This is a genomic window from Salmonella sp. SJTUF14076, assembly GCF_015534835.1.
GTDB lineage: Bacteria > Pseudomonadota > Gammaproteobacteria > Enterobacterales > Enterobacteriaceae > Salmonella > Salmonella enterica.
The window spans coordinates 138,765-159,026 of the sequence record NZ_CP064675.1 but is presented as its reverse complement, the minus strand read 5'-3'; the positions used below and the strand labels follow the sequence as shown (position 1 = coordinate 159,026).

The 20,262-nt window shown below is 50.5% G+C and carries 24 protein-coding genes; 11 read left to right on the top strand and 13 right to left on the bottom strand.

All coding sequences use genetic code 11. The features are described 5' to 3' along the window. Positions 1–58 precede the first annotated feature (58 nt). From HU143_RS23480 to HU143_RS23435, 10 genes are all read right to left on the bottom strand, one after another. Entirely contained in the window at positions 59–697 is a 639-nt protein-coding gene (locus HU143_RS23480; RefSeq protein ID WP_001253658.1) for a vWA domain-containing protein, read from the bottom strand. Further along, positions 697–1,338, bottom strand: a complete 642-nt coding sequence (locus HU143_RS23475) for a TerD family protein (protein ID WP_000116681.1) — start codon at positions 1,336–1,338, stop codon at positions 697–699. Before HU143_RS23475 ends, HU143_RS23480 begins: the two co-directional genes overlap by 1 nt. Before the next feature lie 22 nt (positions 1,339–1,360). Continuing rightward, positions 1,361–1,999, bottom strand: a complete 639-nt coding sequence (locus tag HU143_RS23470) for a vWA domain-containing protein (protein ID WP_001388628.1) — start codon at positions 1,997–1,999, stop codon at positions 1,361–1,363. 462 nt (positions 2,000–2,461) lie between these two features. Then, positions 2,462–2,929, bottom strand: coding sequence for a tellurium resistance protein TerW (gene terW, locus HU143_RS23465; protein WP_001176767.1), 468 nt, complete (start codon positions 2,927–2,929; stop codon positions 2,462–2,464). Positions 2,930–2,946: 17 nt separating this feature from the next. After that, positions 2,947–4,155: a DUF4236 domain-containing protein gene (locus tag HU143_RS23460; RefSeq protein ID WP_000506887.1), complete on the bottom strand. Its 1,209-nt coding sequence runs from the start codon at positions 4,153–4,155 to the stop codon at positions 2,947–2,949. Between the two features lie 10 nt (positions 4,156–4,165). After that, positions 4,166–5,122, bottom strand: a complete 957-nt coding sequence (locus HU143_RS23455; RefSeq protein WP_000797366.1) for an HpcH/HpaI aldolase/citrate lyase family protein — start codon at positions 5,120–5,122, stop codon at positions 4,166–4,168. Continuing rightward, on the bottom strand, positions 5,122–6,201 hold the full coding sequence (locus tag HU143_RS23450) for a cysteine protease StiP family protein (protein ID WP_042634304.1): 1,080 nt from the start codon (positions 6,199–6,201) through the stop codon (positions 5,122–5,124). Before HU143_RS23450 ends, HU143_RS23455 begins: the two co-directional genes overlap by 1 nt. A 1-nt stretch (position 6,202) precedes the next feature. Further along, positions 6,203–6,976 carry a hypothetical protein gene (locus HU143_RS23445; protein WP_001040059.1) on the bottom strand — a complete coding sequence of 258 codons (774 nt, stop codon included), beginning with the start codon at positions 6,974–6,976 and terminating at the stop codon, positions 6,203–6,205. Then, complete coding sequence (locus tag HU143_RS23440; RefSeq protein WP_001285478.1) at positions 6,969–8,111, bottom strand: phosphoribosyltransferase domain-containing protein; 1,143 nt, start codon at positions 8,109–8,111, stop codon at positions 6,969–6,971. The genes HU143_RS23445 and HU143_RS23440 overlap by 8 nt, the downstream gene beginning before the upstream one ends. 9 nt (positions 8,112–8,120) lie before the next feature. Next, positions 8,121–9,179, bottom strand: coding sequence for an ATP-grasp domain-containing protein (locus HU143_RS23435; RefSeq protein ID WP_001035162.1), 1,059 nt, complete (start codon positions 9,177–9,179; stop codon positions 8,121–8,123). Positions 9,180–9,502: 323 nt separating this feature from the next. Between HU143_RS23435 and HU143_RS23430 the strand changes: the two genes are divergently transcribed. The 8 genes from HU143_RS23430 to HU143_RS24735 all read left to right on the top strand — a co-directional run bounded on the left by HU143_RS23430 (position 9,503) and on the right by HU143_RS24735 (position 15,944). Then, positions 9,503–10,084 (top strand): TerD family protein, encoded by a 582-nt coding sequence (locus HU143_RS23430; protein ID WP_042634303.1) that lies wholly within the window; start codon positions 9,503–9,505, stop codon positions 10,082–10,084. Continuing rightward, positions 10,084–11,241: a TerD family protein gene (locus HU143_RS23425; protein WP_001054787.1), complete on the top strand. Its 1,158-nt coding sequence runs from the start codon at positions 10,084–10,086 to the stop codon at positions 11,239–11,241. Before HU143_RS23430 ends, HU143_RS23425 begins: the two co-directional genes overlap by 1 nt. 22 nt (positions 11,242–11,263) lie before the next feature. Continuing rightward, on the top strand, positions 11,264–11,719 hold the full coding sequence (locus HU143_RS23420) for a tellurite resistance TerB family protein (protein WP_000007448.1): 456 nt from the start codon (positions 11,264–11,266) through the stop codon (positions 11,717–11,719). A gap of 22 nt (positions 11,720–11,741) precedes the next feature. Then, entirely contained in the window at positions 11,742–12,782 is a 1,041-nt protein-coding gene (terC, locus tag HU143_RS23415) for a tellurium resistance membrane protein TerC (RefSeq protein WP_000255079.1), read from the top strand. A 48-nt stretch (positions 12,783–12,830) separates the two neighbouring features. Further along, complete coding sequence (gene terD, locus HU143_RS23410; protein ID WP_000116677.1) at positions 12,831–13,409, top strand: tellurium resistance membrane protein TerD; 579 nt, start codon at positions 12,831–12,833, stop codon at positions 13,407–13,409. Positions 13,410–13,476: 67 nt separating this feature from the next. Continuing rightward, positions 13,477–14,052, top strand: coding sequence for a TerD family protein (locus tag HU143_RS23405; RefSeq protein ID WP_000301242.1), 576 nt, complete (start codon positions 13,477–13,479; stop codon positions 14,050–14,052). Between the two features lie 428 nt (positions 14,053–14,480). Continuing rightward, entirely contained in the window at positions 14,481–15,722 is a 1,242-nt protein-coding gene (locus HU143_RS23400; protein WP_001053338.1) for a vWA domain-containing protein, read from the top strand. A 90-nt stretch (positions 15,723–15,812) separates the two neighbouring features. Continuing rightward, on the top strand, positions 15,813–15,944 hold the full coding sequence (locus HU143_RS24735) for a hypothetical protein (protein ID WP_000374059.1): 132 nt from the start codon (positions 15,813–15,815) through the stop codon (positions 15,942–15,944). 340 nt (positions 15,945–16,284) lie between these two features. On the opposite strand, the gene HU143_RS23395 is transcribed toward HU143_RS24735, so the two are convergent. From HU143_RS23395 to HU143_RS23385, 3 genes are all read right to left on the bottom strand, one after another. Further along, a complete protein-coding gene (locus tag HU143_RS23395; RefSeq protein WP_000077926.1) occupies positions 16,285–16,566 on the bottom strand; it encodes a hypothetical protein in 282 nt (93 codons plus the stop codon). Between the two features lie 49 nt (positions 16,567–16,615). Then, positions 16,616–16,807 carry a DUF7706 family protein gene (locus HU143_RS23390; RefSeq protein WP_000398480.1) on the bottom strand — a complete coding sequence of 64 codons (192 nt, stop codon included), beginning with the start codon at positions 16,805–16,807 and terminating at the stop codon, positions 16,616–16,618. Positions 16,808–16,898: 91 nt separating this feature from the next. Further along, a complete protein-coding gene (locus HU143_RS23385) occupies positions 16,899–17,240 on the bottom strand; it encodes a hypothetical protein (RefSeq protein WP_001151575.1) in 342 nt (113 codons plus the stop codon). Between the two features lie 333 nt (positions 17,241–17,573). Here HU143_RS23385 and HU143_RS23380 point away from each other — a divergent pair, with 333 nt between their 5' ends. The 3 genes from HU143_RS23380 (at position 17,574) to HU143_RS23370 (ending at position 20,232) form a co-directional block, all read left to right on the top strand. Beyond that, a complete protein-coding gene (locus tag HU143_RS23380; RefSeq protein ID WP_011152969.1) occupies positions 17,574–18,005 on the top strand; it encodes a hypothetical protein in 432 nt (143 codons plus the stop codon). Between the two features lie 603 nt (positions 18,006–18,608). Beyond that, the gene (locus HU143_RS23375) at positions 18,609–18,902 is read left to right on the top strand and encodes a helix-turn-helix transcriptional regulator (RefSeq protein WP_024136327.1); all 294 of its coding nucleotides are present in this window, start codon (positions 18,609–18,611) and stop codon (positions 18,900–18,902) included. A 4-nt stretch (positions 18,903–18,906) separates the two neighbouring features. After that, a complete protein-coding gene (locus HU143_RS23370) occupies positions 18,907–20,232 on the top strand; it encodes a type II toxin-antitoxin system HipA family toxin (RefSeq protein ID WP_000088046.1) in 1,326 nt (441 codons plus the stop codon). The last annotated feature ends 30 nt before the right edge of the window (positions 20,233–20,262 follow it).

Here is a 20,262-nt window from a genome sequence, read left to right as displayed (position 1 = left end):
AGCAGAAAACGTTGCTGTACAGAAAGGTGCTGCCCGGAAAGCAGCACCTTTCTGTCTGTCAGAGCACCAGCTGGATTTCTGGTGGAGGAGGGGGAAGGGTATCAGTTCCGTTATTGATCCCCGCGCTTGTGCTGCCGGAAGACACGCTGGCCGATACCCATTTAAAGAAACCTGCAAACGCGGTTGAATCTAGCGTCTCCAGAGACACAACCTTATCGGTGAGCTGTTTTAAGTGCTCATGGCCTGCTTTAGGACCAACGGCGCAGGCAATGATGGATCCGAATCCCCGGCCGCGAATCGCTTTTACCGCTTCACCGTACGCCAGGGCATCAGAAGGGGTTCCATCAGTCATCAGGAATACCAGAGGACGCCAGTCTCCTTTTGTATCACCATCTGAGCGACGTACATCCCGTTCAACACACTGCATCAGACATTCAAGGGCAGCACCGGTGAACGTCCCGCCTGCGCTTGGCACAACGATGTCAGAAAACTGGAAGTCTTCCAGCGGCGTGAGAGGAATGAACTCACGCGCCTCATTGTCATAGGTGATAATGGAGATATGAACGCTTTCGAGGGCGTAGGGATCCTGGCGAAGAGCGCTAAGCATCGCCTGAATTCCAACGTTAACGGAATGGATGGACTCACCGCGCATCGAGCCGGATGTGTCGATAACAAGGTAAACAGGCAGGCGGCGCATCACATGTAATTCCTCAGGTGCGAGACAAACGAATCTGATTCTGAAGGCTCACCAATTGCCCTGAGTTTCCAGCCTGTAGCCTCGCGTATCAGCTCGGCAAAAACCATGGAGCGCTGGCTGGCGAAGGCGGGTCCGCCAGAAAGATCGAATCGTGCCATTTCAATATTACGGGCATCTACTGCCCGGATGAAGGCATTCTGAACTTTACCAAAGTGCTGCTGGAGCTTTTCACCATTGTAGATCTGAACGATGAACACAATTTTCTCGTACTGAGCGTCAAGGGAATTCAGGCGCACAATAATTTGCTCATCGTCACCATCACCGGCTCCGGTTCGGTTATCGCCCGTCAGCCAGATATTTCCTGACTTATGGCGAAGGCTGTTGAAAAAGATGATATCGCCATTCACAAGCGTTGGTTTACCATTTTCCACATTGCCGAGATCGGTCACCTTTCCGGCTGAATTACACAGGAAAGCGATCACATCAAGGTCGTATTCTTCTTCTTTTTTACCAAAGATCCCGCCGAGGAAACCTTTCTTTTCCTCATTAATATCCCAACCCAGGCCGATAGTAACGGACGAGAGATCGTATTCATTTTTTTTCAGGCTTACGCCCTGGCCTTTGCTCAGACTGACAGACATGACATCCCCTTAATTAATAAAATTATAAGACCACGTTTACTTCTGGCGGCGGCGGTGGCAGGTCTTCAAGACCGATCACTTCTTTTTTGCTGGACTCCACTTTCTGACTGCCTACCGAAATGCTCGCACTGACCCATTTAAAGAAAGCTTTAATCGTCGAACTGTCAGCTGTATCGAGCTGAACCACGATTTCAGTGATTTCTTTGAGGACGCTGGTATCGGCATCATGCCCGGCTGCACATGCCACAACAACGCCGGTTCTGGCCGCTTTAAAGTCATTCAGGCCTTTACGCCAGTCATCATTCGGACTTCCATCCGTCATCAGGAATACAAGGGGACGCCAGTCACCTTTAGTGTCAGCCGTCGTTTTCTGTACTTCTTTGGCAATGGAGCTGGCCGTCAGGGTAAGCGCTTCGCCAAGAGAGGTGGTGCCGCTGGCTGTTAGTGCTGGCATCTGGAAACTCAGGAGGTCTGTCAGGGGGACTGCCTGTCGGGCTGAAGAATCAAAGGTGATCACTGACACGTAAGCCGTTTCGAGTGCATACGGATCCTGTTTCAGCGTGGTAAGCAGCGTCTGAACGCCATTCTTAACCGCTTCGATAGGCTCTCCGTGCATAGAGCCGGACGTGTCGAGTAGCAGATATACGGGTAAGCGTCTCAAATGTAATTCCTTCTTAAGAGATCGGAAGAGGAGAGTAGTTTCAGGAAGAGGCCAGAGTTTGTAGATTTGATAAAACGGCACGACATCTGTCGGGTGGAGATTAAATACTCAGAAGCGGCATTAAAGAAATAAGTTAACCACCATTGAATTACCGACATGTGAATGGCCTCTTATCAGAGAAAAAAATTCAGACCGTACTGGAATATAAATTTCTGAAAAAAACTCCGGCAAAAATAAACTTTCTTATGTATGAAAATCATCATACATCACAGATCTGCATGAATGGAGTGTAAATCGCCCAAAGATTGATGTGTAGCACAAGAGGATGTCAAGACACCAGGTTTTGTAGGCAGAAAGGCGCTGCTGACATTGCGGGAGGAGAATAGATCAAAACTCCGTCACGCAGATACAGAGGTGAAATATGACAAAACCGGGGTTTTCACCCCGGTCTGAGATTTAGCGTCAGGACTTTTTAGCGCTGTATTCTTTTATCAGTTCATCAACGGAGTGCAGAGCCAGCTTCTCTACCGCTTCACTTCGGGTCGAGCCACTCAGCGCAGCCAGACGGTCAATTTTTCTTAAAATCCGCATGCGTAGCGATAATGACACGGCTGTTTTTTTATCCTTATCGAGTACGACCTTCCCTGTGGACTCACCGGTTTTCAGTTCAGCATTCTGTGCGAGCGCTTCATTCATCCGGCGAAGGGTCTTTTTATCCAGCTGGCCCGGATTAACGAGATGGTAGGAATGACCTGCCTTGCTGTATTTGATCTCCGCAGAATATGACTCGCGTAGCTCTTTGAGTGCCCGGGTTAATGTCGGCTCTGAGCATTCCAGACTGGTTATAATGTCGGCAGCGGAAACGGGCTTGCCGGTGCCCAGTAAGTTGGCAAGCTTAAAAATCCGGGCCTGTCTGGTATTTAATTGCATCGTAAGATTTAGCCTGCTTAAAGGGTTAGTGGTTCAATAGGCTGAAAAATGAAGGTACTGCTCATCTTTCGAATAACCGGGTGATCGCCTAACGCTTCAACCGGATCAATGTGTTCTAAGCCTGCAAAATTTACTGACGACATCTGGCTGCGACTGCATTTGCAGGACAGGATATACTCATCCTCCAGATAGCCGGTCCGCTTACTGACCCGTTGCGTAAAGCCTGACACAATCACGTTGTCGAACGGTAGCGTATGTAAAACGATACCGACCAGGCGGAACAAGCAGCCATGGACGTGGCGGGCATAGTTTTCGCGTACGGCTTTTTGCGTCATGGCTTTTTCCGTCAGCTCCGTGCCCCGGGCATTAACGCCGTAAATCTTATCAGGGAAATCTTCAATCTCAGCTAAATCAACATCCAGCAGGACTGCTGATAGCTCCGGCTTTACTTCAAATGCAACAAGCGTTTCACGCGGCCATTCAGTTTCTGCCAGCACACCCGCCAGGTATGATTCGAAAAACGCGGCGTCTGTCCGGAACTGCTGCCGGGCATCTGCCTGAGCCGTGGCGAGCCGTTTTTCATGTTCTTCAGCCTCAAACTTCCAGTTTGCATACTGTTCGGCCCAGGCCGTCCGTTGTTGCTGGTACCGGTGCTGTCGAAGGGTATTCTCACGCTCCACATCAATCAGCTCCTGCTGCCACCGGCGAAGATTTTCGGCGTGGCGCTCAGCTTTAGCTGATTCCGATTCAAACCATTTACCCAGAAAACTAATGCCTTCGCTCTCGGCAGGCTTTTCCGGCAATGCAAGATAGTCTGGCTTTTCTGGACGCACCGGTGCCGGAACCTGAAAAGGCGACGTTCTGTTATGCAGGTATACTGCTTCCAGCTCTGCCCAGCTGATGCCTGTTTTAGGATCCGGCGTCAGCTCGTGAATATTACGGATTGCGGTCACCGCTGACATGAGATCAGCGGCTTCCTCCTCAAGCGCCTGTCTGAGCCCCGGGTCGGTAGCCGTCCGGTTCCCACCTCCGGAACGCGCGGCCCGATCAAGCCGGGTACGGTAACTCAGCCCGGTACCGGGCAAGCCCAGATTGGCATAGGTCCCCCGGCTTCCAAAAGAAACGGAAGCACCTCTCGGCCCGACACTCAGGCTCGGTGCACCGTTACTCAGGTTGAGGCGAACACCAGGAATAATGTTGATCGACTTTCTGAATCTGAACCCCATTATGATTTCCTTAATGATGCTGGGTCACGGTAAGTAATCTGATTCCATCAGCGCTTTGCTCGTTCTGTAACCCATAAAAACGAGCTCTGTCCAGAATGCCAGCCGCCCAGCGGCGATGTGTGGCGGGTTCACACATTGCTCCCTGCGACTTAAACACGGCCTGGGTAGAGTTCAGGATCCGCAGAGCGTCAGAATGCTCACCCTGAGTGACCATCAGCGCGTTTTGAATGACCTCTATCTGACCCGGGTGAATGGCCGTTTTCCCAACAAGCCCATGTGCCATATCAAGAGCCAGCTCTCTGGCCATTACGGCATGATCGTCAATATGCTCACATACGGGCGCGGTCAGGGCAAAATCACGCGGGCCGAAGACCGAAACGAGCATTTTGATGACGTAGCCCATCGGGCTGTCATACAGCGTCAGGTCCCGGGGACGGCGAAGCGACACAACGTTCATAAGATCGTTGCCGCCGATTCGAAGCGCAATAATGCGGTCGTGGCAGGGATGTTCCACCAGACGGGTGGCCAGCTCCCGCATCTGAACCACGTCAAAGACGTCTTCTGTTTCCAGCGTTGGCATCATGCACAGGTGAGTCCCGCCCATGATATCCCACCATTCAGCTAACGAACTGAGGGTAAATTTCGGCAACACAAACCCGTCGACAGCGGAAAGATCATAATGCGCTTTTAACCATCTGCCCATTTCGGCATGCCGGGGGCGAATGAACACCAGAGGCCAGTCATTTTTACCCAGGCTATGCATGCTGTTACTGAGCTCGTGCAGCAGGTGCTCCAGATTTTTGAGGGCGACGGGGATGTCTGCTTCACTGACAGCATCCTCCAGGCAAATCACCAGAGAGCGCAAACCCGGGATTTTCCCGTGCAGGACGGCATCAGCAATATCTTCCCGTGTTGCAGGCATGTATAGCGTGGCTCCCAGATTCCAGGGAGAAAGACGATTTTTCATCAAAGTACCTTCTTGATAATGGTTACAGCCCGATACTGGCCGAGGGTTCCCCCCATTTCTGTAACAACTATTCCCTTTTCACGAGCAAGCCCTACAAGCAAGGCAACGTCCGAGTCGTCAATAGAACGCACAAATACATGGTCCGGTACCCGACGTAATACAGCCCGGGTTGCTTCAGCAATACCGGGTTTTATACGATTGACGCTGTCCACTTTAAATTCATCGGCCAGGAACGCGATAACGTCGCGACTTGTCTGCCATAAGACCCGGGCTGACTCCGTATTCCAGCTCAGGGGAGCGAGGGATGACGGGGTTAACTTCTTACGGAAATGAGCGACGGTATCGACAAGCATCCGGCTGCATTCGAATTCACTGAGATGCTCGCAAACCATGCACCCGTGTAATCCTTCAGAGGACCACACTGACCGGGAGATCAGGCCTGACACCGGCGCACCCATGATGCCAAAAGGAATGAGCCAGTCATCATCACTGGCTGCAAGCCAGGAGCAGCCACAGGGATCGGCCAGGACAACCAGTCGCGGCTGCTCAGGATAGCCCGGGCGATCTTTCAGTGCGCGTACAAGCTCTCCGGTAATTGCGCCTTTACCTGTCCATCCGTCAACAAAGACAATACCGCTGGTACCATGCCGCTCTTCAATGACGTCGAGGGCTGCACCGTCAATTCCACGATCCCGGATAATGCTGATACCGTAATGCCATGAGGTTTTCCCCATGTCACGCAGGGCCTGGTGCAGCATAACGCCGAGCGGCACGCCAGCCCTGACAAGACTGGCCAGTACAATGGGCTCATCACCAAAGCGTTTGGCCAGAGCAATAGCGAGCTGTGTGACTTCTTTTGCAAGTCTCTCTGCGCCCCGATCCAGCGCCCGGTGAAACAAATCAAGATGCCATTGTGTTGGCGCTGGCTCCTGACTGAGCATGTCCGAATAATGTTTCTTCCCTGACTGAATCAGCTCTTCTTTTTGCTCAACCGGCGTCATCTCAATGACAACCGGCTTTAGCAGAAATTCCACGTCACCGGGCTGGTATGAGCCGGTAAATGTGTCATGTGGCTGCATTTTAATTTTCTCCAAAAATTCGCTGTGAAATGGCATCTGCAAACTGACTCTGACGCGGGATGCCAAACCAGCTGCACAGTTTCATAAAACGATGATCGCTCAGGCTGTCGCCCAGGCCAATTACGGGGAAGACTCCGCGTTCAGCCCGAAGTTTTTCAAGCAGCCATCTGACTGCCAGCCCTTTCTCAACCGGGGTGGGAAGCCAGGCCACGTTATTACTGTTGCGGTGGATGTAGAAGCCCTCGGTCGGAAACACCGTTTCTATCTCATCTGCAATGGCATTAAGCTCGTCAAGGCGGGTGCTGTCGCGGTGCTTCATCACCATATAAACCGCCGTTTCACCGTATTCGAAGTTCAGCCTTGCCCAGGCATTGATCCCTTTTGCGTCCATCATTTCAGTGATCAGACGCTGCATCGATGTCAGCTTTTCCTGGTAGGGAGCCAGCTGGCCAAGCATATGGGCCTTCCACTCCTCGTCGGGTTTGCCTTCAGGCGTGAGAATGACGGCCCCGTGCGTGGTGATTGCCCAGGAGTGGAAAGGGATCCGGACGCGGCTGATTTCTTCAGTTCCCCGGGCGGTAACAGGTATGAGTTCAGCCTGCTCCAGGAGCCAGTCCACCAACATGGACTGTTCTTCCGTCATAAAGCTTCGTGGATTCAGGGTGCGATCAACGGCACCGGTACGGAATGGCTCCAGGGCCAGCTCGTCCACCATTTTACGACGGGTCTGAAAGAGCGTGTCGTCAAGGTCGCTCAGAACAACGGGTTTATTCATAGGTAACAATCTCCACGACGGGCGCAACCTCAGCCAGGGCTTTAAGAAGCTGCGTGTCAATACTTTCTGCGGGTGTCTCAGTACACACAAGAATACGGTCAAACTGCTGGTGGGCGACGTTATAGACAAAATTGGGGATGCCCAGCCCGTAGTTATCCGTAAAGGAAATGGCGGACTCAATGGCATAACCAACGGCGATAGGGGAGCGGGTGGTCGAACCATAAAGTGCCTGTGCTCCGGCAGCTTCGAGCCGTTCAGCAAGCAGGAACGGCTCCCAGACGAATTCCCCGGTCCCGAGAACCAGAATACGTTCCCCCTTGCGGACGGAGACCTCATGGCCGAGATCGGCCGCAGGTGCGAGCATCCCCAGTCGACCCCAGGACTGTTTTCCCAGGATGTCCCATTCTCCGCGTGAAGTTACGTTGACTTTCGGCATGTCCGGGACAGGTGCATCAGGTAATGGGGTCCATCCCCACTGACCGCTTACAAGCGAAACCGAAGTGACGGGCAAGGATGTGCGCTCCGACAGGGCGTTGCTACTCCAGTCGGTAAGCGTAACGGCGATAACCTGTTCAATATGTTGAAGCTTGCCGGTATTACGCAGGGCAGAAAGCAGGTTAATAAAGGTATTACCGGTGGTTGCCTCGTCATCAATCAAAACCAGCGTTCGTGCGTTGGTAACACGACGTCTTTTCTCTTCATCATCTGGCAGATAGATCAGATGATCGGTGGCGTGGCTGTGTTCTTCCTTGAACTCGCAAAGTAACGTGCCATCAACCGGGTGACGGGTAGAGGTCAGATAGACAGATTCACGATGCTGGTGGCGCACTTCATCAAACACACCGGCCCCTAGCCCAACGGCGGTTTCAGCCATACCGATAAAAAGTACGGGCCCTGTCAGCGTTGCGGGGAACTGGCTGGCAAGCTGTCTGTAGGCCTGCCGCATGACTGAGGGTGGCACGGGAATGTGCCTGCCGAGTACTTTGCTGACAAACAGAAAGGCGCGTTTCGGGTTACGTCTTTCAGCGATATCAAACAGGTCATCGAGCGAAACATCACCCTGGTCGCGGGTTACCTGTATCGTACCGCATGAGAGGGTACGGCGATAAATCATATCTTCGAGGGTATCAGACATAAACACGCCTTAATTCAGATGGTTAGAGAGTGATTCCGGGTAAACGATGACATCTGTGATGGATCTCACTGCAACCGGAGAAAAGGTATTTCTGGCGCTCTGGATCACCGCATCTTCAGACATCAGACCGAGCTTAAAGGCAGCAAACAACCCGGGAAGGTTCACCCCGCTGTGAAGGGTATAACCCACCCCGCCTGACGGACGCATGTTGGTTTCAAGCAGCACCGGGTTGCCATTCACATCGTTTCGCGTCTGAACATTCACCAGCCCGTCGGCCTTCATAACCCGGGCGCAGTCACAAGCCAGTTCCCAGGCGCTTCCTTCGTTTACCAGATACTGGATAGCCCCTTCCTTACGGCGTCCCACGGCTGCGAGTATTTCGCCCTTATCCGCGAGGATATCGACGGAAAATTCCGGGCCTGGCAGGTACGGCATCAAAACAAGGGGTTTAAACGACTCAGAAGCCGATGCTGCTGCAATATACTGTTGCGGACTGACCAGACGATGTTCGGGATGATTAAAGACGGCCATGGGCGAAGCACTGTCATCAAAGCGCCAGAATCCCATGCCATAGATACCCGTCACCGGCTTCACGCATACCGGGCTGTCCGAGAACGGCGGGGCCGCGAGGTGCGTCTTTAATTCTGCCAGCGTATTCACCCGCCAGGACGGTACGACCGGGAGCCCGTTTTGCTCCATAAACTGAGCAAAAGTAACTTTTTCGTCAGCCAGAGTTAACCAGTCGACGCCTGTTGCACCGGTAGTAAGGGTGGCTCCGGTCGATTCAATGGCTGAACGGTGTTCTTCAAACCACTGGCTGTTACGGCCAGTATGAATATGGTGGATGCCGTAGGTCTGAATGGTTTCCTGAATAAACTGAAGACGTTTTTGAGGATCTTCAGGTTCAGTCAAAGAATAATCGGCAACGGAAAGAATTTCATGTCTTTCGTTACGGTGGGAGGCAAATACGGTAATAGCAAAATTATTTTTTTGTGCAAATGATTTTACCCCCTGAATAATATCTCGCTGGGAGGACAAACCTTCCATAAACCAAATTTTCTTGTTCATTTTTTTTAATTATCCGGAACGCCATGCAAATTTATGATTGAGAAGTGAGTCTATGAGTGTCTACGCTACATGTCAATCATAATATGATTAATAACTTCAGTGGTTATGGAGTGCGTCAGTGTTTTTTTTAGTGCCTTATAACGTATTGATATTTAAATTAAAAATAGAAAAATGAACACCATGAAAAGGATTTATTTTTGTGTTTTTGAAGAAAACTACCAAAATTTCCCTTGTCAGAGAACTTCATCATGATATGATTTTCTTCGTCAGTTACTAAATATACCTTTGATTGTCTCGGTCATTACCATTTTAAGGAATAAAACATGGTTTCATTAAGTAAGAACCAGACGGTATCACTCAGCAAAGAATCTTCAGCATTAAGCCAGCTTCAATTCGGTCTCGGTTGGGATCCGGTTAAGAAAAAAGGTCTTCTTGGAGGATTGTTTGGAGGCAACGACTCAATCGATCTCGATGCTGGCTGCGTATTAATGGACAGCACCGGTAAAACAATTGACACCATCTGGTTCCGCAAACTGGAATCCACCTGCGGCGCTGTTGTGCACAGTGGCGATAACCTGACCGGTGAGGGTGACGGTGACGATGAGGTGATTAAGGTCAACCTCTCCCGACTGCCTGCAAACGTTGAATACCTGGCGTTTACGGTAAACAGCTTCCGTGGTCAGTCGTTCAATGACGTCGAAAACGCGTTCTGCCGCGTTGTCGATCAAACCGGCAAAGAGCTGGCTCGCTACAAGCTGACTGAGCAGGGCTCACATACCGGGATCGTTATTTCTTCGCTGCGCCGTAATAACGGCAACTGGGACTTTACCGCCCTTGGCCATGCCTGTCGCGGCCGCACAATTGACGATATGCACTCCGATATCGTTTCAGCGGTTATTCGCTAATGAACCTGACGCCGGGGGGCAATGCCCCCGTTCCAGCCCAGGAGTTGCGGGTCCGGATCACCTCGGGCGGCCAGGTGGATGCTTCGGCGTTTCGCCTGTATGCCGACGGGAAGGTGCAGGGTGATGCGGACATGGTGTTTTATGGTCAGCCACGTAACGATGATGGTACCGTCAGCCTGGTCAGTGAAGGCCAGTACTCAACCTTTACTGTCGCGCTCAACCGGCTGAAACCTGATGTCCAGAAAATTGCGTTCACCGTGACCTGTGACGGTGGGCAGACGGTGTCCGGTCTTCGTAATCTTTCCATCGACGTGGAGCAAGGGGCTACCGGCCTGGTTAGCGGCAGTGTCGAACTGAGCGGCCGTCAGGAAGCAGCCTTAATTCTGGGTGAATTTTACCGTCGTAATAATGACTGGAAATTCCGCTTCGTTGCGCAGGGGTTCAACGGTGGACTTAAACCGCTGGCAGAGCATTTCGGCGTAAATATTGCCGACGAACCGGCTCCCGCAGCCCCGACTCCTCCGGTTGTAACCCCTCCGCCAGTTGAGACAAAAATCAGCCTGAGCAAGGTATCGCTGACAAAAGAGAAGCCTGCAATCAGCCTGACCAAACGGGATAACTTCGGTGAAATCCGGATCAACCTGAACTGGCACCGGGGCAGCGGCAAATCAGGCTTTGCAGGCATGTTCGGCTCCAAAGGAATCGACCTGGATCTGGGGGCCTTTGTTGAGCTTCAGGACGGGTATAAATCGGTCATTCAGGCGCTCGGTAATGCATTCGGTAATTATCGCGATGAACCGTATGTTCAGCTCAAGGGCGATGACCGGACGGGTGATGTATCAGACGGCGAGTGGCTGCATATCAATGGACGTGAATGGAAGCATATCCGCGAAGTGCTGATTTACGCCTTTATTTATGAAGGTGTTCCCAGCTGGGACAAGACTGATGGTGTGGTCACCATTCATGTGCCGGATCAACCGCCCATTGAGACCCGCCTGACCGAAGGTGAAAACCGTCGCACATTGTGCGCCATTGCCAGACTCGTAAACGAAAACGGCGCAATTAAAGTCGAGCGAATTAACCAGTACTTCAAAGGCCAGGACGAAATGGACCGGGCATTTGGCTGGGGATTTCGCTGGAGCGCCGGTTCTAAATAACACAGCAACAAAGGAAACAGGTATGAGCTTTTTCGACAAGGTAAAAGGTGCCATTAACTCTGGCCGGGACGAACTGACCCGCCAGGTTGGTCGTTTCAAAAACAAAAAATTTATGCACGGCACCGTTGCTGTATGTGCCCGTATTGCCGTATCGAGTGACGGCGTGAGTTCGGAAGAAAAGCAGAAAATGATGGGCTTTCTTCGCTCTTCAGAAGAGCTGAAGGTCTTCGATACCAATGAGGTGATCGAGTTCTTCAATAAACTGGTTTCAAGCTTCGATTTCGATGTTGAAATCGGCAAGGGCGAAACCATGAAATACATCCTGGCGCTGAAAGATCAGCCTGAGGCCGCTCAGCTGGCCTTACGTGTTGGTATTGCCGTTGCGAAAAGTGACGGTAACTTCGATCAGGACGAGAAACTGGCCTCCCGCGAGATCGCTATCGCGTTGGGCTTCGACCCGGCTGAATTTGGCCTCTGATCCACATCCCTAAGGGTAAAATATGGTTTCCACACACATCGGCTTCCCGACTGAAACGGTCATTGTTTTCATTGCGCTTTCAGTCGGTGCCATCTTTATTGACCTGTTTATGCACCGTGATGACAAGCCCATTTCCCTGAAGAGTGCGGCGCTCTGGTCCGTATTCTGGGTTGTGGTTGCGATGGCATTTGCCGGTTTCCTCTACATCCACCACGGTGCTGAGGTTGCCAGCCTGTTTGTAACGGGTTATGCGCTGGAGAAAGTGCTGTCGGTCGACAACCTGTTTGTCATGATGGCCATCTTCTCCTGGTTCGCCGTTCCTGATCGTTACCGCCACCGTGTTCTCTACTGGGGGATCATTGGTGCCATCGTCTTCAGGGGCATCTTTGTCGCCATCGGTACGAGCCTGCTGAGTCTGGGGCCGTATGTTGAAGTTGTCTTCGCTATCATCGTCGCCTGGACGGCGGTCATGATGCTTAAAAGCGGTGATGACGATGATGAAATTGAGGATTATTCCCAGCATCTGGCTTACCGCATGGTTAAACGCTTCTTCCCTATCTGGCCGAAGCTCAGAGGTCATGCTTTCCTGCTTAACCAGAAGGAAGTGGATGCCGAACTGGCGAAACCAGAAAACAGCGATGTCACCATTGGCCGTGGTAAAAAGGCGGCGCTGTATGCGACCCCTCTGTTCCTGTGTGTGGCCGTGGTTGAACTCTCGGATGTTATGTTTGCGTTTGACTCGGTACCGGCAATCATTGCCGTCAGTCGTGAACCGCTTATCGTCTATAGTGCCATGATGTTTGCTATCCTGGGCCTGCGTACTCTGTACTTTGTCCTTGAAGCACTGAAACAGTACCTGGTTCATCTGGAGAAGGCCGTTATCGTGCTGCTGTTCTTCATCGCGGCAAAACTGGGCCTGAATGCGACCGATCACATTTGGCATCATGGTTACAGCATCGCGGCGACAACCAGCCTGTATGTTGTACTGGGTGTTTTGGCGCTGGGCATTCTCGCAAGCGTCATGTTCCCGGGCAAACCTGAATCTGAGGAAAAGGGGAGCTGATCCCCTGAAGTGTTAACCTGAACAATTACTAATCGAAGAGGTTATTTTATGAGTGTTTCTCTTTCCAAAGGCGGGAACGTCTCCCTGAGTAAAGCAGCTCCGTCAATGAAAAACGTCCTGGTGGGCCTTGGCTGGGATGCGCGTTCAACAGACGGTCAGGACTTTGACCTGGATGCTTCAGCATTCCTGCTGGCCGCAAATGGCAAAGTGCGCGGCGATTCAGATTTCATCTTCTATAACAACCTGACGTCATCTGACGGTTCCGTAACCCATACCGGTGATAACCGTACCGGTGAAGGTGATGGTGATGATGAATCGCTGAAAATTAAACTGGACGCCGTCCCGTCTGATGTTGACAAGATCATCTTCGTTGTCACTATCCATGATGCTCAGGCTCGTCGCCAGAGCTTTGGTCAGGTATCCGGTGCGTTTATTCGCCTGGTCAATGACGATAACCAGACTGAAGTCGCTCGCTACGATCTGACCGAAGATGCGTCCACTGAGACTGCCATGCTGTTCGGCGAGCTGTATCGCCACAATGGTGAGTGGAAATTCCGCGCAGTGGGCCAGGGTTATGCTGGTGGTCTGGCATCTGTATGTGCTCAGTACGGCATTAACGCGTCCTGATCGAAAAGTAACTTTTCACCCGGGGCTGTTAATGCAGCCCTCATTCAACTGTTTGCAGGAGCTAAAAATGGCAGTTTCTCTCGTAAAAGGCGGCAACGTATCTCTGACCAAAGAAGCACCAACCATGAATATCGCTATGGTTGGCCTCGGCTGGGATGCCCGTGTAACTGACGGTCAGGCTTTTGACCTGGACGCTTCCGTGTTCGCAGTAGGCGAAGACGGTAAAGTGCTGTCAGATGCGCATTTCATTTTCTTCAATAACAAAACCAGCCCTGATGGCGCGGTAGAGCACCAGGGCGACAACCGTACCGGTGAAGGCGACGGTGACGATGAGCAGGTCAAAATCGATCTGACCAAAGTCTCAGCAGATATCAAAAAACTGGTGTTTGCCGTTACCATCTATGATGCAGAAGCGCGTAAACAAAACTTCGGCATGGTGAGCAACAGCTTCATGCGCGTTTACAACAACGACAACGGCACGGAAATTGCCCGTTTCGATCTGTCTGAAGATGCCTCAACCGAAACCGCTATGGTCTTCGGTGAACTGTATCGTCATGGCGCTGAGTGGAAGTTTAAAGCTGTCGGTCAGGGCTTTGCCGGTGGCCTGGCGGCTCTTGCCTCCCAGCACGGCGTTAACATCTAAAACAACGCTGAATCATACCCCGGCAATGCCGGGGTTTTTTTTGGTTGCGATCCGCTTTCAGGAGGGAGTAGTAGAAAGGGGACTGGAAATTTCAGAAAGCAGGTCATGTTAATTCAGACCTGAGCCTTTTAAAGGCAGGAAACGGATTTATCTCTGGTTGCTGGTTAAAGCCGGTATTCCGTGCCTTTTATCAACAGAATGCCCCTCTGATATATGTTACTTTTGCGGTTTATGAAGGAACGGGATCTGGAACATAAGATACCCGGTCAATCAAAATTCCAGTTCAACAGGTATAGAAACTTCAGCGTGATGAAATATGGTGTCACACCATATATACGCCTCACCAGAAATCCAGCGTCCTGAACTAAGCCTGGGGAACATATATAAGCGCTGCGCTTTAAAAATAATCAAAAATCAGGAGAGTTAATGTGAATCTACAATCCGGACAAAACATACCGCTTCAGCAATCTGCGATCAGGCTGAATCTTCAGTACCCTGCCAAATCCGGCTTTAAAGGCGAACCCGATACCTGCCTCTTCCTGCTTAATGCTCAGGGAAAGGTAACCGGCGATTCTGACTTTATCTTTTATAATAATCTGTCTTCTCCTGAAGGGGCAGTAAAGCTCGTTACCGGTTCTCAGCAGTCCAGCATTGAGATAGCACTGGATCGTGTTCCGGCGAACGTCAGTAAGATTGCGATCACCGTTGTCATTGATGGTGAAGATACTATCAGTGGGCTCAGTTTATTGAGCATTCAGGCTCCTGGTATCGCTGATTTTCAGGCTGAGACTCAGGGCCGCAGTGAGAAAGCAATCATCCTGGGTGAAGTATATCGGCACAATGGCGCCTGGAAGCTTCGTGCGCTCGGGCAGGGTTTCAACGGTGGTCTTGAGCCTCTGGCCATTAGCTTTGGCGTTGATGTCGCACAGCCAGCTCCGCAGCCAGCAAAGCCTGCTCGTATCAGTCTGGAAAAGAAACTTGAAACCAGATCTCCGCGCCTCGTAAGCCTCGCTAAAAAAGCCTCGGTCAGTCTCACTAAAAATAAACTGGACACCCTTGAGGCAGCGGTTGCATTTGTACTTGACGCATCCGGCTCAATGAGTGGCCAGTTCAGTAAGGGCAACGTTCAGTCTGTGCTGGACCGCATCGCCGTTCTTGCCGCCCAGTTCGACGACGACGGTGAAATGGATGTCTGGGGATTTGGAGAGAAGCACAAGAAGTATCCAAACGTCACACTGGACAACCTGGACACATATATTCAGTCCATTCGCGGGTCTGGAAAGCGTTCAGCCTGGGAGAACCTGCCGGGACTTGGTGGGACAAACAATGAGCCCCCTGTGATGGAAGAAATTGTCGACTACTTTAAGGACTCGAAAATCCCGGTATATGTTGTATTTATTACCGATGGCGGGATCAGCAAGACCCGGGCGATTAAAGATGCAATCCGGCGTTCTGCCAACTACCCCATCTTCTGGAAGTTTGTCGGCCTGGGTGGTTCAAGCTACGGTATCCTCAAAAATCTGGATGACTTTACTGACCGCCGGGTTGATAACACCCACTTCTTTGCCATGGATGATTTCGGTTCGATCAGCGATGAAAAGTTATATGATAATTTACTGGAAGAATTCAGACCGTGGATCGATGAAACAAAAAGGTTAGGCATCCTGTAATACGCACAGTTTTCGCATGGTTAAAGGAGCTCTACAGCAGCTTAATACTGTAGAGCCTTTGTTCACTGGAAATCGTACAGGGAGGAGCATATGGACCGCATCAAGTACCTGAAATGGATAGCTGAAGAATCACCAACTGATGATGAAATCGACAACTACGATAGTATCATTAGTCGGGGCGCAGAAAGGGCCGAGAAGGTTCAGTTGTCTTTAAGACGTTAATATACGGGAGTTTAAATGTTCGCAGAAATCAAAGATAATTATTCGTTAGGTGGATAAAGAAAGGTTGCCATTACCAGCTTTCGACGAGTCGAAAATAAAAACCTTATTTATAGTGACAGGGAGTATGAGCTGACGCTTGCCAATGGAACAATAATTAAAAATGTACTTAGAAAAGAAGAGTGGGAACTGTTAGAAAGCAATTCAATTAAGGTTATATTATAACGAAAATATATTTACAGTTTTGGATAGGTTTCAAACGAGTCCGGACATTTGTACCTGAAGTATCTGACATTACAGTTAAGTGACGATTATGCCAGCACGTCTGTTGCTGGCAGCTTAGCTATCGGTCTAAAAGCTGATCCATTAATAATTCTTCGTAAAGCCCAGAGGTATCGGGCTTTATTACAATATCCGTTATTTCGAAGCGTTCAAGTACAAATTGCAGATATTCCGGAGTAACGTAGTAGGGATCAGGTTCAGCCAGATTAGTATAGAGTGGGTCTTCTGCTGCATTAATGTCATAATCAATGCACATATGAAACCACTGCAAAGGTGGATCCCAGCCTAACATCACCTGAACAATTCCCTGATTGCTTTTCACCTCATACCAGTGCTGGCTCATACTTAGTCCTTAAGAAAATTTGTCATCGGAAAATAACACGAAGCCTGCATCATCGAGGCGCATAACCTTCTTCCCTTAACGCCTGTTGTAATTTATCAACTGCGCTTTTCATTACCCAGGCTTCTTCGTCACTCACAGCACAACCACGTAGATCGCTCCAGCTCAGACGTTTAACAAATTGAGCAAGGGCCATAGTTTCGTTCTCATCAAGCCGCAAACTCAGTGTCTCAATACCTTCCACAATCTAACCTCCCTTATAATGAAAAATGGCGCTTTACTTCTGACCAGATGCCGAAGCCTTGAATGCAGCCGGAACTGTCGTTGTTTCTACTTTACAGAAATGGAATTAAAAAGTGGTGATGCTGGGCACGTTTCTTTTCCAGCCGGGGTTTAAGCCAGAGCTGAAACTCATTCAACTTCTCAGCAGCCAAAACCGCTTCAACGGGGAAAACTTTATATTTACCCTGTTGCTGAGGTTCACCCAGCCATCGCCTGATGGCTCCGTCAGTCCATAAACGAGTCTCTTTTAGCCTAGTTACAGTGACCCATTTTCTGGACCATTCATCAAATTGTCGCTGGCGATCCCGATAACGTTGTTCTTCCTGCTGCCGAAGCCACTCGCGATCAACAGCAAATTTTCGGTATCCAACAAAGAGCCCTTGTACTTTGGCCATGTCATATTCCGGTTGCTTAGAGTTACTCATTCAACCAAAACCTAAACGTCGATACAAACTCTGTTTCATAACCAGGGTTTTATCCTTACCGCGACAGTAAGTAACAGGGGCTGCATAAACCGGTCATTTAGTCCGTTATGCAAAAATTATTGAGGATCCGGGCTGTTAAACTGTTCTTCCTCTTTCGCTTCCGGTGAAAAGGGGAGGTGTCACCCTGCGAGCCCGTGTAGTGAAAGGGATTCGTCGTAATACAGGCCAAAGGCTAACATGACCGCAAAGGACGCCCGGGCGACCGGATACCTGCCGGGTTGTGCGATGTAAAATCCGGAAGCAGTGATAACACAAACAGGCCCCTACAGCGTAAGGATTGTGATGGACGATAAAGAGCAGTTTACGAATCTTGTGGCAAAGCATGCCTCCGGACTCACCGAAGAGCAGCTGGCCGGGTACGATGCCTGTTCCCTGGATGGTGAATGCGTCACGCCTTCATACGAGGTTTTCCGGGGGTATCGTACCCGCCACACACTGGATGAATTTCTGGAGATGGCCATATCGCTGAATGCCATCCACCCGGATGAATATTTAACGGATATGCTGCTGAAGCCTCATGAGGTGATCGGCGCTCTGGCCGATGAAGGCGACCAGCTGAACAACGCCACCCCGGTTTATTTCTTTCCGGATACCGGCGTCTATGCAGCGGCCGTTAGTGAAACCCGGGTGCTCGATGCCTGGCTTTGCTGGCCATGCTACCCGGCGAACTGGTAACGCGGCCGTTGGAATTGCACCGGCCGGATACGAATTTAACCGATCCCGTGGCGGGAAGGCTATCAGAGTTGCATGTCCTCATCCCTCAAGCCCCCTGCCAGGCCCCAACGTGCTGTCAGGCTTCGCCTGATTCCCGATCTGCGCCGATACTTCAGCCGATAACTTTTTGTTTTCTTTTTATTTTCTTCCCATTTCCTCAAAAATCGCGGGCGGCGTGGACAGGGCACCATTGCCGCATGTGGGGTCTTAATAAGGGCAGGGTGGTCAGTTTTGCTCGATGCCATGGGTAGGCCCTCCCCTTCATGGGATGAGGACATGCAAGTAAGCTAACTATCTGAAATGACGAAGGTTCATTTGGTGAATGTCGCTTCATATTAATGTTGTGTCACTTATGATCGTATGTAGCTGGTTGCAAAGAGGAGCGATGAGACAATAAAGTTGTATCGCTAACAAGATTTATGCTGCCACATAGTAACAGCCTAAAAGTTGTACGCCCTATTTAACAGCTTTTAGGCTGTTAATTTGATATTACAGCTTTTAGGGTGTATGTTTAGGAAACAGCCTGCAAGGTGTATCAGAGGAAACTACTGAGGCCAGCTTATGATCAATAATGATTACCCGTTAAACACGCTCAACCAGCTGCGTCCCTTGCTCATTGGTTTTCGCAAGGCGAATGGCCTGACGCAAAAAGACCTGTCCGAAAGGTTAGGCGTCACTCAACAGACATACTCACGTCTGGAAGCCAACCCTGCCAGTGCGAGCATTGAACGGCTATTCAAGGTGTTTTCCATCCTGGGCGTAAAAATCAGCTTCTCCTCGGCAACCACCTCTTCAGAGAGGAAGCAGACGGAAGAAATGCTTAAATCAAACTCACCTGCACGACAGGAGGATTGGTAACGATATGAGCCGGAAACAGCAACGTCTGGTAATTTGGATGAACGGCATCAAAGTCGGGTACTGGGAAAAAAGCAAAGGGGTAGACAGCTTAGAATACCTTCCTGAATGGGTTGCTGACGAACAGGGAAGGCCGCTGTCATTGTCCCTTCCTTTTACTCCCGGGAACCAGGTCTGGCGTGGAAATGTGGTACGTGACTATTTTGATAATTTACTGCCGGACAGCGAAGGCATACGCAGACGTCTGGCAATGCGTTACAAGGCCGATAGCCTGGAGCCTTTTGATCTGCTGACGGAGCTGGGAAAAGACTGCGTGGGCGCGATACAGCTGCTTCATGACGGAGATGAACCCACTGATTTATATTCCGTGAAGTATCACCCGCTTACTGAATCAGAAATTGCGGCAACTTTGCGTAATACCACGGAGACATTGCTACCGGGCAGGCCAGAAGATAACGACGACTTACGTTTATCTATTGCCGGTGCTCAGGAGAAAACAGCCCTACTGTGGCATGAAGATCGGTGGTGTATGCCGGAGGGTAATACACCAACGACGCATATATTCAAGCTACCGCTCGGACTTGTGGGGAACATGAAAGCCGACATGAGCTCGTCGGTTGAAAATGAATGGCTCTGCTCGGTACTTCTCGGCCAGTACGGGCTCCCCGTGGCAAGAACGCAGATTGCTCACTTTGAAGATCAGAAAGCGCTGGTGGTAGAACGTTTTGACCGAAAATGGTCAGGAGACGGACAATGGATCATTCGTTTACCCCAGGAGGATATGTGTCAGGCCCTGGGCGTTTCGCCATTACGAAAATATCAGGCGGACGGCGGGCCAGGTATATCGGAAATTATGGAGGTTCTGAGTAATTCAGACCGTGCTGAGCGTGACAAAGCGCAGTTTTTTATGACGCAGATAATTTTCTGGATGATGGCCGCAACAGATGGCCACGCTAAAAATTTCAGTATTTCTATTGGGCCACAGGGACGTTATCACCTTACACCAAACTATGATGTGTTGTCGGCATGGCCGGTGATCGGTCATGGGAACAATCAGATATCCTGGCAGAAGTGCAAACTGGCGATGGCCGTACGTGGCAGTAGCAACTATTACCAGATATATCGAATACAACGACGCCACTGGATCAGGCATGGTGAGATAACCGGCCTGAGTAAACAGCAGACAGAGGCGATGATAGAGGAAATCATCGCCAGAACCCCGGGTGTCATTGAACGTGTTAGCGGGCTTCTTCCGGACCAGTTCCCCCAGCAGCTTGCGGAAAGTATTTTTGATGGAATGAGGCAGCAATGCAGGCGCCTGGCTGAGAAATGACAGCCGCAATTTATAGTGTGCATGTTTTCA

Excerpts from the sequence above, each read along its gene's own strand:
- HU143_RS23480 (WP_001253658.1), bottom strand. The coding sequence starts at position 697 with ATGCGCCGCCTGCCTGTTTACCTTGTTATCGACACATCCGGCTCGATG.
- HU143_RS23475 (WP_000116681.1), bottom strand. The coding sequence starts at position 1,338 with ATGTCTGTCAGTCTGAGCAAAGGCCAGGGCGTAAGCCTGAAAAAAAAT.
- terW (WP_001176767.1), bottom strand. The coding sequence starts at position 2,929 with ATGCAATTAAATACCAGACAGGCCCGGATTTTTAAGCTTGCCAACTTA.
- HU143_RS23460 (WP_000506887.1), bottom strand. The coding sequence starts at position 4,155 with ATGGGGTTCAGATTCAGAAAGTCGATCAACATTATTCCTGGTGTTCGC.
- HU143_RS23455 (WP_000797366.1), bottom strand. The coding sequence starts at position 5,122 with ATGAAAAATCGTCTTTCTCCCTGGAATCTGGGAGCCACGCTATACATG.
- HU143_RS23450 (WP_042634304.1), bottom strand. The coding sequence starts at position 6,201 with ATGCAGCCACATGACACATTTACCGGCTCATACCAGCCCGGTGACGTG.
- HU143_RS23445 (WP_001040059.1), bottom strand. The coding sequence starts at position 6,976 with ATGAATAAACCCGTTGTTCTGAGCGACCTTGACGACACGCTCTTTCAG.
- HU143_RS23440 (WP_001285478.1), bottom strand. The coding sequence starts at position 8,111 with ATGTCTGATACCCTCGAAGATATGATTTATCGCCGTACCCTCTCATGC.
- HU143_RS23435 (WP_001035162.1), bottom strand. The coding sequence starts at position 9,179 with ATGAACAAGAAAATTTGGTTTATGGAAGGTTTGTCCTCCCAGCGAGAT.
- HU143_RS23430 (WP_042634303.1), top strand. The coding sequence starts at position 9,503 with ATGGTTTCATTAAGTAAGAACCAGACGGTATCACTCAGCAAAGAATCT.
- HU143_RS23425 (WP_001054787.1), top strand. The coding sequence starts at position 10,084 with ATGAACCTGACGCCGGGGGGCAATGCCCCCGTTCCAGCCCAGGAGTTG.
- HU143_RS23420 (WP_000007448.1), top strand. The coding sequence starts at position 11,264 with ATGAGCTTTTTCGACAAGGTAAAAGGTGCCATTAACTCTGGCCGGGAC.
- terC (WP_000255079.1), top strand. The coding sequence starts at position 11,742 with ATGGTTTCCACACACATCGGCTTCCCGACTGAAACGGTCATTGTTTTC.
- terD (WP_000116677.1), top strand. The coding sequence starts at position 12,831 with ATGAGTGTTTCTCTTTCCAAAGGCGGGAACGTCTCCCTGAGTAAAGCA.
- HU143_RS23405 (WP_000301242.1), top strand. The coding sequence starts at position 13,477 with ATGGCAGTTTCTCTCGTAAAAGGCGGCAACGTATCTCTGACCAAAGAA.
- HU143_RS24735 (WP_000374059.1), top strand. The coding sequence starts at position 15,813 with ATGGACCGCATCAAGTACCTGAAATGGATAGCTGAAGAATCACCAACT.
- HU143_RS23395 (WP_000077926.1), bottom strand. The coding sequence starts at position 16,566 with ATGAGCCAGCACTGGTATGAGGTGAAAAGCAATCAGGGAATTGTTCAG.
- HU143_RS23385 (WP_001151575.1), bottom strand. The coding sequence starts at position 17,240 with ATGGCCAAAGTACAAGGGCTCTTTGTTGGATACCGAAAATTTGCTGTT.
- HU143_RS23370 (WP_000088046.1), top strand. The coding sequence starts at position 18,907 with ATGAGCCGGAAACAGCAACGTCTGGTAATTTGGATGAACGGCATCAAA.